General features: G+C 57.0%; 16 protein-coding genes. 3 read left to right on the top strand and 13 right to left on the bottom strand.

Features of this window, described 5'->3' with window-relative positions:
• Positions 1-71: 71 nt before the first annotated feature.
• Positions 72-803, bottom strand: a complete 732-nt coding sequence (locus tag ABF824_RS09640; protein WP_415488421.1) for a class I SAM-dependent methyltransferase — start codon at positions 801-803, stop codon at positions 72-74.
• Positions 804-1,161: 358 nt separating this feature from the next.
• Between ABF824_RS09640 and ABF824_RS09635 the strand changes: the two genes are divergently transcribed.
• Complete coding sequence (locus tag ABF824_RS09635) at positions 1,162-1,299, top strand: hypothetical protein (RefSeq protein ID WP_415488419.1); 138 nt, start codon at positions 1,162-1,164, stop codon at positions 1,297-1,299.
• 3 nt (positions 1,300-1,302) lie between these two features.
• On the opposite strand, the gene gshB is transcribed toward ABF824_RS09635, so the two are convergent.
• The 7 genes from gshB to ABF824_RS09600 all read right to left on the bottom strand — a co-directional run bounded on the left by gshB (position 1,303) and on the right by ABF824_RS09600 (position 8,206).
• Positions 1,303-2,283: a glutathione synthase gene (gene gshB / locus ABF824_RS09630; protein ID WP_415488417.1), complete on the bottom strand. Its 981-nt coding sequence runs from the start codon at positions 2,281-2,283 to the stop codon at positions 1,303-1,305.
• A 66-nt stretch (positions 2,284-2,349) separates the two neighbouring features.
• Positions 2,350-2,865 (bottom strand): transcription elongation factor GreB, encoded by a 516-nt coding sequence (gene greB / locus ABF824_RS09625; RefSeq protein ID WP_415488415.1) that lies wholly within the window; start codon positions 2,863-2,865, stop codon positions 2,350-2,352.
• Positions 2,866-2,886: 21 nt separating this feature from the next.
• Positions 2,887-3,753, bottom strand: a complete 867-nt coding sequence (gene motA / locus ABF824_RS09620) for a flagellar motor stator protein MotA (protein ID WP_415488413.1) — start codon at positions 3,751-3,753, stop codon at positions 2,887-2,889.
• 17 nt (positions 3,754-3,770) lie between these two features.
• Complete coding sequence (locus tag ABF824_RS09615) at positions 3,771-4,991, bottom strand: flagellar motor protein MotB (protein ID WP_415488411.1); 1,221 nt, start codon at positions 4,989-4,991, stop codon at positions 3,771-3,773.
• 84 nt (positions 4,992-5,075) lie between these two features.
• Positions 5,076-6,545, bottom strand: coding sequence for an ArnT family glycosyltransferase (locus tag ABF824_RS09610; RefSeq protein WP_415488409.1), 1,470 nt, complete (start codon positions 6,543-6,545; stop codon positions 5,076-5,078).
• Positions 6,546-6,554: 9 nt separating this feature from the next.
• A complete protein-coding gene (locus ABF824_RS09605) occupies positions 6,555-7,703 on the bottom strand; it encodes a glycosyltransferase (protein ID WP_415488437.1) in 1,149 nt (382 codons plus the stop codon).
• A gap of 2 nt (positions 7,704-7,705) precedes the next feature.
• Entirely contained in the window at positions 7,706-8,206 is a 501-nt protein-coding gene (locus ABF824_RS09600; protein WP_415488435.1) for an Lrp/AsnC family transcriptional regulator, read from the bottom strand.
• A gap of 206 nt (positions 8,207-8,412) precedes the next feature.
• Here ABF824_RS09600 and trxB point away from each other — a divergent pair, with 206 nt between their 5' ends.
• The gene (trxB, locus tag ABF824_RS09595) at positions 8,413-9,363 is read left to right on the top strand and encodes a thioredoxin-disulfide reductase (RefSeq protein WP_415488406.1); all 951 of its coding nucleotides are present in this window, start codon (positions 8,413-8,415) and stop codon (positions 9,361-9,363) included.
• A 104-nt stretch (positions 9,364-9,467) separates the two neighbouring features.
• Positions 9,468-10,352, top strand: a complete 885-nt coding sequence (locus tag ABF824_RS09590) for a LysR family transcriptional regulator (RefSeq protein WP_415488404.1) — start codon at positions 9,468-9,470, stop codon at positions 10,350-10,352.
• Between the two features lie 66 nt (positions 10,353-10,418).
• On the opposite strand, the gene ABF824_RS09585 is transcribed toward ABF824_RS09590, so the two are convergent.
• The 5 genes from ABF824_RS09585 to ABF824_RS09565 all read right to left on the bottom strand — a co-directional run bounded on the left by ABF824_RS09585 (position 10,419) and on the right by ABF824_RS09565 (position 14,350).
• Positions 10,419-11,879: a mannose-1-phosphate guanylyltransferase/mannose-6-phosphate isomerase gene (locus tag ABF824_RS09585; protein ID WP_415488402.1), complete on the bottom strand. Its 1,461-nt coding sequence runs from the start codon at positions 11,877-11,879 to the stop codon at positions 10,419-10,421.
• Positions 11,880-11,979: 100 nt separating this feature from the next.
• Complete coding sequence (locus ABF824_RS09580) at positions 11,980-12,252, bottom strand: hypothetical protein (protein WP_415488399.1); 273 nt, start codon at positions 12,250-12,252, stop codon at positions 11,980-11,982.
• Between the two features lie 221 nt (positions 12,253-12,473).
• Complete coding sequence (locus ABF824_RS09575) at positions 12,474-12,770, bottom strand: integration host factor subunit beta (RefSeq protein WP_415488397.1); 297 nt, start codon at positions 12,768-12,770, stop codon at positions 12,474-12,476.
• Between the two features lie 19 nt (positions 12,771-12,789).
• The gene (gene sppA, locus ABF824_RS09570) at positions 12,790-13,761 is read right to left on the bottom strand and encodes a signal peptide peptidase SppA (RefSeq protein ID WP_415488433.1); all 972 of its coding nucleotides are present in this window, start codon (positions 13,759-13,761) and stop codon (positions 12,790-12,792) included.
• 112 nt (positions 13,762-13,873) lie between these two features.
• The gene (locus ABF824_RS09565) at positions 13,874-14,350 is read right to left on the bottom strand and encodes a MucR family transcriptional regulator (RefSeq protein WP_415488395.1); all 477 of its coding nucleotides are present in this window, start codon (positions 14,348-14,350) and stop codon (positions 13,874-13,876) included.
• Positions 14,351-14,510: the final 160 nt, after the last annotated feature.

Genomic DNA, 14,510 nt, shown 5'->3' with positions numbered 1-14,510 from the left:
CGCGACAAAAAGCGTATCGCCTTCCCTGCTGACGACACGCAGCCCTGCTTACAACGCGACCCGGAACCGAATCAGGCGACCTTTTCGTCTGGAACCGAGATCGCCTCACGCTCCAGCGTCACAAGTGTGAAAAGCCCGGCTGGAGGAACCGGTTCGATTCTGGCGCGCGCCATATCTTCCGGAGGAAGAAGAGCTTCCATCGCAAAATCAGGATGCCAGCCAAGAGAGTGAGAGGCCCGGGCCATGCCGCGCTCAATGGCGCCACGCACGCCGTTGGGCGCCAGAAAGTGATTTACGAAAAGGATATAGCCATCAGGCCGCACGACACGCTTGAGTTCCGCCAGCAGCTTGCGCGGATGCGGCACCACGGAGGCCACGAACATGGCTACGGCGATATCGAAAGACCCATCGGCAAACCGTGTGTCTTCAGCATCCATTTCCAGCAGCGCATCGACATTGCTGAGATGGTCACGGCGCACACGCTCACGCGCCCGCACCAGCATATCGGAAGAAAGATCTATCCCGGTGATCCGCTTGTTCGCCGTGTAATGGGGAAGGGCCAAGCCCGTGCCCACACCGACTTCGAGAACCCGCGAACCCGGCAGGCGATTGACCGCCGCGACCGCGCGCTTCCGCCCGAATGTCGATATGCCACCGAACACGGTGTCATATACACCTGCCCATCGGCGATACGCCGCCCGGACAGCATCGGCATCAAGCGCCACACGGGGGCCGTGTTTGTCCCCCTCCTGGGGTGTGCTTTCCGCCGACTCGTTGCGGACACGCTGCAAGACTTCGCTCATTACGTCCAATCTGCCCGACAGTTGATCATCAAAGACGCGACCGGGGCATCATCAAACGCGGTCGCGCTCCGCATTGGAAGCCAGCACATTGCCACAGCATCCTTCGCGCACCAACCCCATGCCCCATATTCAGAAGGCTTCTGCCACCATCTGGTGGAATTTGCCAGAGCAGCATACCGCATGTCGGCCGTCCACCTTGCTTTTTCACGGCGGACGCCGCTTAAACGCACTTCTGTCATCAGAAGTGTTTCTTTAAAGTCACGTTAGCCCGCAGATGGTTATGGCCTTGCTGCGGACGGTGGCAACGACGCACACCGCTCAGTCTGGTATCTGGTCACACCGTTAAGGAGCACGGAACTTGCAGGTCATCCTTATCCTTGCATGCATAGTCATCTGGTCCTCCATCATCATTTTCTACTGGAGAGCCAATATCTATGTCTGGCTGGACAACAGGTTCGACTTCGAACGTCTGTTGTCCCGCAAGAAGGAGAAGTGACCTTCAGGACGGAAGGCGTGCCTCGATGCAGTCCCACAGAACACCCGCCGGATTGCTTCCATCGAAACGCTGCAACTCCTGAAGACCGGTCGGTGACGTGACATTGATTTCCGTCAGCCAGTCGCCAATCACATCGATCCCCACGAAAATCAGACCACGTTCCCGCAACATGGGACCGATCGCCTCACAGATTTCCTGATCACGCGCGCTGAGTTGCACTGGCTGGGCCACGCCACCCACATGCATGTTCGATCGCGCCTCACCTTCCGCTGGCACGCGGTTGATTGCCCCAATCGGCACCCCGTCAGCCAGAATGATGCGCTTGTCACCCTTGCGCACAGCCGCTTCGTAACGCTGGATCATCAGCGGTTCACGCGAGCGGGCAAAGTGCATTTCCAGCAGGGCGTTCAGATTCTGATCATCCTCGCGGATGCGGAACACTCCGCTCCCACCGTTACCGAACAGCGGTTTGACGATAATGTCCTTCCACTGCCTGCGGAACGCATGGATCTCGCCGATATCCCACGACACAAGGGTCGGCGGCATCAGTTCGGGATAGTGAGTCACCAGCAGCTTCTCGGGCGCGTCACGCACTGAGCGCGGATCATTCACCACCAGAGCCCTGCCCGGACCTGTTCCGTGCACATGTTCGAGCAGGTGCGTTGCCGTAATATAGGCCATGTCAAACGGAGGATCCTGCCGCATCAGGATCACGTCCATCCTGCCAAGATTTATACGTTCGGCTGGACCGAAAACGGCGTGATTACCTTTCTCACGCTGGACACGTACCGGCCTGACCAGAGCCGTCAGCCGCCCCTCCGGTCCCTTTCCGCCCTCCGTCAGTGCCATGGTCGGCACTTCATAAACGAAAAGCCGATGCCCACGGTTCTGAGCTTCCAGCATCATGGCGAAGGTCGAATCGCCGTTGATGTCGATATTCTCCAGTGGGTCCATCTGAACTGCGACATCCAGCACAGCACTCATCCCGACATTCTCCTTCCGCAGATAGAGCATAAGTAGGGCAGTTCTTCGCGGAAGGAAAAGGTGTCCCTAGAGCGCCGGGGGATAGGAAATGGAAATGACCTCGATCTGCTCCGGTCCACGGGGCGTATGCAGGGTGATTTCGTCTCCGACGGAGCGTCCAAGCAGCGTGCGCGCAACCGGAGCAAGAAGGCTGATTTCATGACGCTCAGTCACGGCTTCGTCCGCTCCGACAATCGTCACCCTCGTTTCCCGGTCACTTTCATCGACGTAAACAACAGTCGCACCGAAAAAGACCTTGTCACGCCGTGTCTGCGAAGCCGGGTCCACCTCGATGGCATTTTCCACACGCTTCGTCAGAAATCGAATCCGGCGATCGATCTCACGCAAACGCTTTTTGCCGTATATGTAATCACCGTTCTCGGAACGGTCGCCATTTCCGGCAGCCCACGATACGATTTCGACAATTGCGGGCCTCTCTTCGCGCAGAAGGCGAGAGAGTTCCTCCTGCATCAGCCGCAGCCCGTTCGGTGTAATGTAGCGGGCCAGATCCCCGTTACCGGCCGCCTTATTCAGTTCTGCCACTCATCCAACCTACTCACCGGCTCAGCCGATGGAGAGTTCGCTGATCGCAGTATCGACCTCTTCGAAGCTCGGCATCAGCGGTACCGGAATATCCTTGCGTCCGATCTCGACACTCACCTGCGGCACGTTGCCTTGCAGGTAGGAAACGAGAACCACCCGAATGAGGTCATAGTAACGCGCATCTTCTTCGACAACCGAGCGAATACGTAAGGCGAGCGGTCCGACCATGCCATACGCCAGAAGAACGCCCAGAAACGTGCCGACCAGAGCGCCCGCGATCATTTCGCCCAGAACTTCCGGCGGCTTGCTGATGGAACCCATTGTCTTGATGACGCCCAGCACGGCAGCAACAATGCCAAGCGCCGGCAATGCATCTGCCAGCGTCTGAAAGCCATGCGCGATATGGGTGTCTTCCTTCAAATTCTTGGAGAGTTCCCTCGACATGACTTCATCGAACTGGAATGCATCGTCCATGTTCATGCTCATCATCCGCAGATAGTCGCAGATCATGTTCCGCGCACGGGCATTATCCCGAATCTTCGGGTAGGCCGAAAAAGCAGTACTTTCCATCGGGGTCTCAATGTGGCTTTCCAACGCCACCACACCCTGGGTCTGCATAAGACGCGTAAAAAAGAAAAGCAGACCCAGAAGATCAATATAATCCTGCCGACCGAAACTCGGCCCCTTGATGGCCGTCTTGAATGCGCCGGGAACATGTTTGAGATCGGACATGGAGTTCGCCATCACGAACGTTCCGATGCCTGCACCCAGAATGGTTATCAGCTCGAAAGGCATCGACTCCACCAGCGGCACCAGGGAACCACCGGAAGCTGCGAAAGAGCCAAAAACACAGACCAGCAGAAACACCAGTCCACCAATTAACAACATTCAGTCTATTCCCGTTTTCAAGGCCGGTTGGCACTTTTGTTTGCGACGTCGGATTGCGAACCCCGATTGCCAGCGGGCATCTGCGTATCTGCGCTGGCGGCCTGACCATCCGGACTGTCTGGAAGCTTGACCTCATGATCACGGTGCAAGACGAGCACGACACGCCTGTTGGCTGCGGCACCGGGATCATCGGGAACGGCCAGATCACGTGAGCCACGACCGGATACTTCCAGCAGTCTCTGCTCAGGGAAGCCCTCTTCCGACAAAACCGCCCGGGCAGCATCTGCGCGCGCCGAAGACAGGGTCCAGTTGGAGGCACCCTTCCGCTTGTAGAGAGCACCATCCGTGTAACCGTAGATGGAAAGATTCTGCGGCATCGAAATAAGATAGGGGGCCAGCAATTTGAGGAGATGCGTGGCGCGGGCGTTCAATTGGGCCGAACCCGTTTCGAACATCGATACGCGATCACTTTCCGAAAGCTGGATTCTCAATCCTTCCGGCACGACACCGACCGACACCTGAGAGCTGAGATCCTGTGCCTCAGGATCATGCGCAATGGCATTTTTCAGCTGCTGCGCATCCTTCTGCAACGCGGCCTCTTCCTGCCGAACCGCATCCCCGCCGTCTCCCAAGGAAGCCGTATTGCCACTGTTTTCGCCCCCAATCGGCACGATCCGCGCCATTCTCGGAGGCACCATGACCACACGCCCCATACTGCGTTCCGGAAAAGCCTCCTGGGGCGTGCTCAGCAGCCCCTTTCGCAGCGTATCGTCTCCGGCACCCGCCGTATGCCGTCCCGCCATTGTGGCGATATCCGGGCCAAAACCACCACTTTTTCCGGGGGAGCCGCCAGCACCCGGCCCGACTCCCGGTGAAATCATGCTTGGATCTTTCTGCTTCACAAGCGCGACGGGGCGATCAAGCATCCCTTCCATTTTGGGCTGCGATTCCTGCTCCTTTTCGCCACGCGCGGGCGAACCGGATGTGCCGGGCTCGGACAGTGCCTGTGCTGCTGCGACGCCATGTGTCGCCATCGGGTTGAAGAAGTTGGCGATACCGCGGCGCCTCTGCTCCGTCGTGGCGTTGATCAGCCACATGACCAGAAAGAACGCCATCATGGCGGTCACGAAGTCGGCGTAAGCAATCTTCCACGCGCCACCGTGATGACCTTCTTCGCCGCCCCCTCCTCGTCTTATGACGATGATTCGCGGCTTATTGTCTCCATTTTTGCGCGACATCTGCCTTCTCCACCCTTCGCACCATGCTGGCGGAATGGGCTTAAAACAGCCTTAACGCGGCGGAAAACGGCAGCTATTTCAATATTATTTCGACCGTGGAGACGGCAGTATGCGCAACCACGCCGCCGGGACTCGTGAAAGCGGACACGCCACGCGATAAAGCCCATAGCGCTCAGCTTCCCGTCCGCCTCTCTCACGCACGACTTCGCCCATAGGCTGCGCTCTTTCACCCCACGGTGTGCCCGGTGTGAAAGAGCGCCGGGCATTATGAACCAGTAATGCCCATCCTTCCCGGCATCCGGCCTGAGGAAAATCGAACAGTTCCCAGCGCGGCTCAGCTCCGGCCACGGGCTCCCCCTCAAGATGAAAAGCGAGCTCGGAGGCGAGACCGTATTCATCGGACAGCACCAGAGAAGCACCGTGCGCGCGGGTCGCAATGTTGCGAGCGAACTTATCCCATCCACCGCCCTGTCGCAGGGAGACGTCAACATGACGGTTCAGAGGCAGCAACCCCGTCGCGGCCTGTAGTATCGCCAGGATGGAAAGACCGTATCCAAGTGCCGACGCGGCCTTCCATCCTTTCAGACCGCTGATGGCAACGAGAATGGCCAGAGCCGGATAAACGATCACCGGCCAGTTCGGCTGAACGCGATCTCCCAGCGCATGCTGCGCAAATACAAGACATGGCACGCCGATCAGGCACAGCAGGAGACCGTCCACCGCATCCCGACGGCGAATGGCACTTACGCAGGCCATCACGGCAAGCAAAAAAATCCCCGGTGTGAGCAGACCGATCTGACCACCAAGCAATTCACCAAAATAGCCAAAGGCCTTTGTCGGATGCCATTCTCCCGTCCGACCGCCCTGCCGGATGAAACTCGCCCATCCATGATGCGCATTCCACCAGACCACTGGCAGGGAAAGCAGAGCCGTGAGACCCAGCCCCATCCACGGCCAGAGCGTAAGCAGGGTGCGTCTTCTTGCAGCGGTACACAGACACCACAGCCCCAGACCGGCCACCGGCAACACCATGGTATATTTGCTGTCGAAACCCAGTCCCGCGCACAGCCCGATGACCAGCCACCAAGCCGGTCTCTGACTGTAAAGCAGACAGGCCGCAGCCCACAGAAAGACAGCCATAAAGAACAGCAGCGGCGTATCCGGCGTCATCAGCAGTGTGCCCGTGGCCACAGCCAGCATGGCGTTCAGTAGAATCCCGGCAACCAGAGAAAGGGAAACAGCTTGCTGTGTTGTCTCGCCCCGATACCGCATCAGTATCCGGCACGCCTTCACGACGAGCACTGTCCCGACGGCAGCAGCCAGCGGCCCCAGCACGCGGATTCCGAACGCCGTATCGCCGAAAAAAGCCGTACCCAGCCAGATCCACAACGCCACCATCGGCGGATGATCGAGATAACTCGGCTGTAGATGGCGCGACCACGTCCAGTAATAAGCTTCGTCCGGCGTCACTGGCATCCAGCCCGCCATGACGAGCCGGAACAGGGTCAGAACAAGTAGACCATACAGTGCGATGCGATCAGACCTGCCCGCCACGTGAAGATCTTACGGTCTGCGCCAGATGAGTGTGGAGGACACGGCATAATTCCACACCACCCCGACGACTGCTCCCGCCGCACTGGCCCGATCGAACGTCTGGCCATCCTGCCGGAATATCTGCGCGATGCCGATATTCGCCCATGCACCGACTGAGCACATGAGAACGAACAGAAGCAGCCCACCGTAGAGCGAGGCCCCTTTCAGGCGTCTGTCGCGATAGGTCAATGTGTTGTCGAGCCAGAAATTCACCAGCATGGCTACGAAAGTGCCAATGGTCTGTGACAGGGTGAAATCCGCGCCCGTGAACCGCAACAGATTCATCACACCGATATTCACCACCACACCGATCGCCCCCACAAAGGCGAAGACCAGAAACCGGATCGGCAGCCAGCCATGAAACATCTTGTCCAGCATCAGTCCGAGGAACTGGAGCATGACCATGATGTCGAGTTTGCTTTCGCCTGCCAGACGGGGCTTGAACGTGCAGGCAATTTCCCGCACCCGGATTTTCCCCGGAGCCGAAAGAATGAGATCCATCAGGATCTTGAAGCCTGCTCCGGACAATCTCGGCGCGATGCTCACGAACGTCGTGCGTTTCAGCGCAAAAAATCCGCTCATCGGGTCGCCAAGCTTTACCGGCAGAATCATCTGCGCCAGCCTGATGCCGCCGTCCGACAGCGCATGACGCCATGCGTTGGCCAGACCACCGTTATCGCCACCCTCAACATGACGGCTTCCAACGGCAATATCGCACTGATTCGTCGCCAGCGCGTCAATCATTTCACCCAGACGCGTCTCATCGTGCTGAAGATCGCCATCCATGACCGCGATATAGGTCGCCGATGAAGAAAGTGCGCCCTCGATGACGGCACTGGACAATCCGCGTCGCCCAATGCGGAGAATCCCTCGCACACGCCAGTTGGTCAGCCCCAGCTCACGCACCACATCGATCGTGCCATCGGGAGAGTTGTCATCGACAAAAACGACTTCCCAGTCCCGTCCTGCCAGAGCCACCGTCAGGGCGGCGACCATGGGCCGCACATTGGCCGCTTCACGGTAACAGGGAACGACAACCGTAATTTCCGGGTTGCCTGTCCGCGCACTGGAAACCGAAGAGGTTGCAGTCCGAACAGGCTGATTTTTCACAACAGACATAGTCACGCAGTTTGATCTTCCGGCCCCATGTCCGGACTGGGCAGGCGCGAAAGCGTCGTCCGAATTGTTTGCAGAGTCTGCACCCGCGCCACATGGGGAGCCTCGGTCAGGCGCCGGGTCAGTTCGTTTTCATGAGTGGTGTTTTTCGCCGCCAGCCGGACGAGAAAATCGCCGCCACCGCGAATCATATGACATTCCAGCGCCTCGGGCCATGATGAGACCATGGCCTCGAAAGCCGTCAGAACGGACTCTTTCTGGCTTTCCAGCCCAATGACGGCAAACAGCGAGATCGGCCAGCCAAGAGCGTCCGGGTCGACCTCGGCATGATAGCCTCGGATGACCCCCATCTCCTCCAGACGCCGGACACGCCGCAGGCAGGGAGGAGCGGAAATGCCCATACGCCGCGCCAGCTCCACATTTGTCATGCGTCCATCCGCCTGCAGCGTGGCGATAATACGCCGATCCACCACATCGAGCTCCGCTTGAGTCACCAGCCTCTCCATCCCCGCGTCACGCTGCATATAAGACGAACGCCAAATCCTGTCCAAAGCCCACATCCCATCCCTCATCAAGATGAAAAATGTTTCAGCAATATTGCTCCTGGATGATATCGGGACCATACGAACGCAGATCGGCTTCACCGGCTGGAACGGAATACCGCGCCTGCACCTGACTGGCCCGACAGCAAGGGACGTGAGCAAGACACGCCATGAGCACAACACATACCACCGAGCTTCTGATCATCGGCGCGGGACCAGCTGGTTACACGGCCGCCATCTACGCCGCCCGCGCCAACCTCAAACCGGTTCTCGTTGCAGGAATGCAGCCCGGCGGCCAGTTGATGATCACCACCGATGTCGAGAATTATCCGGGTTTCGCCACAGCAATTCAGGGCCCCTGGCTTATGGAACAGATGGCGGCCCAGGCGGAGCATGTCGGCACCGAGATTCTCTATGATCTCGTGACCGAAGTGGATTTCCGCAGCGGTGCGCCTTTCCGCGTCACTCTCGACGGCGGCGATGTCTACATGGCCCGCAGTGTCATCATCGCCACCGGCGCGCAGGCCAAGTGGCTCGGTCTTCCGAGCGAAAAGGCACTTCAGGGCGCTGGTGTTTCCGCCTGCGCAACATGCGATGGATTCTTTTTCCGGGGCAAGAAAGTCGCTGTCGTCGGCGGAGGCAATACAGCGGTCGAAGAAGCACTTTACCTCACGCACCATGCTGACCACGTCACGCTCATCCATCGTCGCGATTTTCTCCGCGCCGAAAAAATCCTTCAGGACCGGCTGCTCGCCAATTCCAAGGTCTCGGTTGTGTGGAACTCCGTGGTTGCCGACATTCTTTCTTCCGGCACGCCACCGACCGTCACCGGCGTGAAACTCCTGAACACGCTCAACGAGACCATGAGCACGCTTGATGTGGACGGTGTTTTCATCGCTATCGGCCATGCTCCGAACACTGGAATTTTCCACGATCAGCTCATGCTGGACGCGGAAGGCTATATCGTGACGGAGCCCGGCACGACGCGCACTTCAGTGCCCGGCGTGTTCGCCGCAGGCGACGTGCAGGACAAAACGTATCGTCAGGCAGTCACCGCCGCCGGAACCGGCTGCATGGCGGCTCTGGATGCAGAAAGACATCTGGCCGGAATCGTTACGTAATCGAGGGGAATACTTGACGCTCGGCCATATTTCCTTCACCAAAACCAATCAGGTACATATCAGTCCGAAATATGCGCCTGTATTCATGATCAAGGGAGATCAGGGTGGACTGGGATAAACTCAGGATTTTCCACGCAGTTGCAGAAGCAGGTTCTTTCACCCATGCCGGTGATGTCCTGAATCTCAGTCAGTCTGCCGTTTCACGCCAGATTTCAGCACTGGAAGACGTTCTTCAGGTTCCGCTTTTCCATCGCCATGCGCGTGGTCTCATCCTGACCGAACAGGGCGAGACTCTCAATCAGACAGTGCGTGAAGTCTTCTCAAAACTTGAGATGACGCAAACACTGCTGACGGAAAGCAAGGAAAAAGCAGCCGGACGGCTGCGCGTCACAACCACAACGGGTTTCGGCAGTTGCTGGCTGATGCCGCGTCTGCACCGCTTCATGGAGCAGAACCCGGATATTTCCATTACGCTGATTCTGGAAGATAACGACCTCGATCTGGGCATGCGTGAAGCTGATGTTGCCGTTCGGATGCATCCGCCGAGACAACCGGATCTGATCCAGCGGCATCTCGCGGATTTCTCGCTTCCTGTCTTTGCATCCCCACGCTTCATTGAGCAGTTTGGACAGCCAACGTCTCTCGACGATCTTTCCAAATATGATCTGGTGGCGTTCGGCGGCTATCATCCGCCTGTGCCGCATATCAACTGGCTGCTCGAAGCCGGGCTTCCGGAAGGAAACCGACGGGCTGCGCGGCTGGAAGTGAACAGCATGGTCGCCATGGCCGACGCCATTTCAGCCGGTCTCGGCATTGGGTCGGTGCCGGGCTATGCGGTTGCCGAGTACCCAGATCTGGTCAAACTGCTCCCCGGCGTGGAACCACCCAAAGTGGAAGCGTTCTTCGTGTATCCGGAAGAACTGCGCAGTTCGAAGCGTGTGGCGGTATTCCGCGACTTCCTGACCAGCGAACTGGGGCTTCGTTCTTAAGAGCGCGCTCTTTATAAAAGCTGTTGTTATTCAAGGGCGGGAGAAAATTCTCCCGCCTTTTTCTGTTCAGGACCGGTTGTAGGTATCTTCAAGACGCACGATGTCGTCTTCACCAAGATAGGCTCCTGTCTGCACTTCAATCAGTGTCAGAGGAATCTTGCCGGGGTTTTCCATGCGGTGCACGCAACCCTGTGGCAGATAGATGCTCTCGTTCTCACGCACCAGAACATGATCGGCATCGCGCGTCACAAGAGCAACACCACCGACAACAATCCAATGTTCAGCGCGGTGGAAATGCTTTTGCAGAGACAGTTTCTGACCCGGTTGCACCACAATACGCTTCACCTGGAAACGGTCATTCTGGATGAGGCTTTCATAGAAACCCCACGGACGATAACACCGATTATGTGTCGCCGCTTCCGGACGCTTCTGCTTCTTCAGGCGATCAACGATCTTCTTGACGTCCTGCGCCCGATCGCGATGCGTCACCAGCACCGCATCATCGGTCGTCACGACGACCAGATCATCCACGCCAGCAACGGCGGTCAGATATTTTTCTGAGCGGACATAGCTGTTATGGCTGTCTTCAATCAGAACATCGCCAACCGCGACATTGCCGTCCGCGTCCTTGTTGCTGATATCCCACAGAGCATCCCAGCTTCCGACGTCGGACCAGCCAAGATCGGCTGGAACGACGGCGACATTGCTGCTGCGTTCAGCCACCGCGTAGTCAATAGAGATATCCGGCACGCCTCGGAACTCTTCAACCCCAAGACGCTCGAAGAACAGATCGCTTTTACGCGCAGCAACGGCAGCTCTCACGCCTTCCATGACATCGGGAGCATGCTGATCCATTTCCCGAATCAGTGTTTCTGCCGTGAAAACGAACATGCCCGAATTCCAGAGATAATCTCCAGCTTTCAGGAACTGCTCCGCCTGTGCCAGATCCGGCTTCTCGCGGAAGGCTTTGACAGTCTTCACACCCTCAAGGCCCGGAACCGGTTGTCCTACTTCGATATAACCATATCCGGTTTCCGGACGGGTCGGCTTCATGCCGAACGTCACCACCAGCCCTTTTTCAGCACCACTCGCCGCACTCTGCATCGCAGCCTGTAGCGCGTCCGGCTTTGTCATCGCAGCATCGGCCGCCATCAGCCAAAGCACGGCTTTCGGATCGGTTTCCGCCACCAGAAGGGCCGCCGCTGCAATCGCTGGCGCTGAATTGCGTCCTACTGGCTCCAGAAGAATTTTGGGAGATTCGATGCCGGCTTCACGAAGCTGTTCGGCAATCAGAAAGCGATGCTCTTCATTACAGACTACGACCGGGGCGGCGAGACTGACTTCATGTGCCCTCAAAGCCGTTTCCTGCAAAAGCGACTGAGCGCTCAGCAGAGGCCATAGCTGCTTGGGAAAGCTTGCGCGGGACATTGGCCACAAACGTGTCCCCGACCCTCCGGAAAGAATGACAGGCACAATTGTCGTCCCGTGCGCCTCATTTTTCTGTTTCCGGTTATCAATATCAGCCATGAGAATCCCTGTTGCATACCCTGACGCCCTAACCCGGGAGGGCATCTGGCGCCTTTGTTGCCATAACCTTAACAGAAGAAAAACATATCAGGCGAGGGCATTAACCACGTCGTTTGACATGTTTTCCCGGAATGCAGGGCCGATGCCCATCTGTATAATAGATAGCGCGACCAACGGGCGCGAGGAGCCGACCATGAGCGCCAATCGCTCCCAGCTTCCGACCATGCATGGCGATAACCGGCCCACCCGAGAGGCAGCCCCGCAATTTCATCTTGCGCTTAGACGACACAGTCTGGGAATGAGAAGACGAAGCAGCGTGAGCTGTATGGCTATTTTTAGCAAGAATGGCGCGTGCTTCGGGAGCACTACCCACGCAGAACAACCACCCCATTGTCGCTAACAACAGAAGCCGTTTTGCTATTGTTTTATTCGGCTGGCTCAAACAGAAGCGCGCGAAAACCATAACAGAACAATGCCCGATCAATCGACTTTCGCCTCAAACGCTTCCGAGACAAAAACTAAAGCATCATCCTCGAACAGACAAGAAGATTAACTCATCCGCCCTATGGTGTTTTTTCTTGCAAACAGAGAGGGTTACGCGTCTTCCCCGCTCACGCCATTTACACGTTCGCGCAATTCCTTCCCTGCCTTGAAGAAAGGGACGACCTTTTCATCAACCGATACAGTCTCACCCGTGCGCGGGTTACGGCCCGCACGGGCATTGCGTTTTTTCACGATAAAAGCGCCAAATCCACGAAGTTCTATACGATCTCCGCGGGCAAGCGCCTCTGATAGCTCGTCAAAGATCGTGTAAACGATCAATTCGACGTCTTTAAGCAATAGATGTGGATTCGCTGAAGCGATCTCAGCGACAAGTTCGGATCTGGTCATCGCGTCTCCCCGCCGGGATCTAAGGTTTCCAGATCGAAACAGCGCCGTCAATGCCTACAAGCGATTGAGGCGAAATTTTGTCCATTCCAAGACCGAACAACGACATGACCGTACCACCAAACCAGCCAAAAATCTTTTTACGCCAGTCGAATGATTTTTTTTCGGTGCCGATCTCCGTGACTTTAACCGCACCAGACACACCAGCAGCCTTGGTCAACCACGCCTGAGCCTCATTGTGACCACCCACAGCGTCAATCAGCCCCAATTTCAGAGCCTGCTCCCCTGTATATGGTCGCCCATCAGCCAGCGAACGCACCTTCGCATCAGGCATATGGCGTCCCGAAACCACCATAGCGACAAACTGATCATACAGGTTACTCACCACTCCCTGCAGCATGACGCGACCTTCAGGAGAAATCGGTCGGGTCAGGGATGGCTGTCCCTTCATCGGTCCGGAAACCAGTTCCTGAACGTTGACACCAATCTTTCCCAGCAATCCGGAAGCTTCCGGCGCTTCCATGAGAACGCCAATAGAGCCTGTCAGGGTGCTGCGTTCAGCGAAAATTCGCCTAGAGGGCAACGCGATCATATACCCCGCAGAAGCGCCCATGCCTCCCATCGTCGTCACAAGGGGTTTTGTGCTGGCAAAACGCTCCAGGGCGTCATGTAACTCTTCGCCGCCCGTGACAGCGCCACCCGGGCTGTCAACGTCAAGAAGCAGTCCTTTGACGAACTTGTCTTTTCCAGCTTCCTCTACGGCCTTTGTCCAGCGAGAAACATCGCCGCCAATCATTCCATGGACTTTAAGCGCAACGAGATGGGGGACATTTTTCGGAGCACCACCCATCCATGACGGCTTTTCACCACCTTTACCTGCAGCGGCTGCCACCAGAAATGCCGCACTGACGGCGCCCATTGCTCCGATACGCCAGCGGTTCAATCTCCGTCTTTGCTCAGACTGAGCGACAGTCTCGTCCACAGAAGTCATGATATCCTATGTTTTCTTCTCCGGCCGGGATGTGGGAACGACTTTCCACACATCACGGCGGGCATGATCCCTTCCGGATTGAGATCATGCCACACTCTTCATCACTGAAGAGTTATTACTGAGCCTTGCGACCACGGCGACGGCCGCCGTTCCCGCTACCACTTTCTTCACTCTCAGCAGCGGCACTGGAAGCACTGATCTTGCGGCCCAGACCGATTTCGCGTGCCAGCGTGGAACGACGTTCTGCATAGTTGGGGGCGACCATGGGGTAGTCGACAGGCAGGTTCCACCGCTCACGATACTGGTCCGGCGTCATGCCATACGCGCTTTGCAGATGACGCTTCAGCATCTTCAGTTTCTTGCCATCTTCAAGACAGACAATGTAATCGGGAAATACAGAGCGCTTGATCGGCACGGCAGGCTGGAGCTTTTCAGGCTCAGGCGCCGCCTGACCTGCATTTTCCAACGAGGTATAAACTTCCCGCACCAGACCAGGCAAAGCTTCCGAGGAAAAACTATTATTGGAAACGTAAGCCGAAACAATCTGCGCTGTCAGTTCGAGAAGAGGCGAAATGGTTTTATTTTCCGACATGATAAACTCCGTTACACTCCAACGAATTCAGCGCGCATTTTAGTGGAAAAACTTCCAAACCGTGATGGTCGCTTACTGAAATAATCAAGACTGGGTATAGACGCAATACCTGCCGGCCATCTATCCAAATAATTTTCGTCATCTCAAAACAGAAATAGAC

Origin of the sequence: Acetobacter sp. (assembly GCF_047721705.1) — a bacterium.
Taxonomy (GTDB): Bacteria; Pseudomonadota; Alphaproteobacteria; order Acetobacterales; family Acetobacteraceae; genus Acetobacter.
The sequence above is the reverse complement of the archived record's forward strand: the minus strand, read 5'-3'. Positions and strand labels throughout refer to the sequence as shown.

Bases quoted from the DNA above. Each gene is read 5' to 3' on its own strand.
- gshB (WP_415488417.1), bottom strand. From the start codon at position 2,283: ATGAGTGCTGTGCTGGATGTCGCAGTTCAGATGGACCCACTGGAGAAT.
- trxB (WP_415488406.1), top strand. From the start codon at position 8,413: ATGAGCACAACACATACCACCGAGCTTCTGATCATCGGCGCGGGACCA.
- ABF824_RS09605 (WP_415488437.1), bottom strand. From the start codon at position 7,703: ATGTCTGTTGTGAAAAATCAGCCTGTTCGGACTGCAACCTCTTCGGTT.
- ABF824_RS09600 (WP_415488435.1), bottom strand. From the start codon at position 8,206: ATGGAGAGGCTGGTGACTCAAGCGGAGCTCGATGTGGTGGATCGGCGT.
- motA (WP_415488413.1), bottom strand. From the start codon at position 3,753: ATGTTGTTAATTGGTGGACTGGTGTTTCTGCTGGTCTGTGTTTTTGGC.
- ABF824_RS09615 (WP_415488411.1), bottom strand. From the start codon at position 4,991: ATGTCGCGCAAAAATGGAGACAATAAGCCGCGAATCATCGTCATAAGA.
- ABF824_RS09565 (WP_415488395.1), bottom strand. From the start codon at position 14,350: ATGTCGGAAAATAAAACCATTTCGCCTCTTCTCGAACTGACAGCGCAG.
- ABF824_RS09585 (WP_415488402.1), bottom strand. From the start codon at position 11,879: ATGGCTGATATTGATAACCGGAAACAGAAAAATGAGGCGCACGGGACG.
- ABF824_RS09640 (WP_415488421.1), bottom strand. From the start codon at position 803: ATGAGCGAAGTCTTGCAGCGTGTCCGCAACGAGTCGGCGGAAAGCACA.
- ABF824_RS09575 (WP_415488397.1), bottom strand. From the start codon at position 12,770: ATGACCAGATCCGAACTTGTCGCTGAGATCGCTTCAGCGAATCCACAT.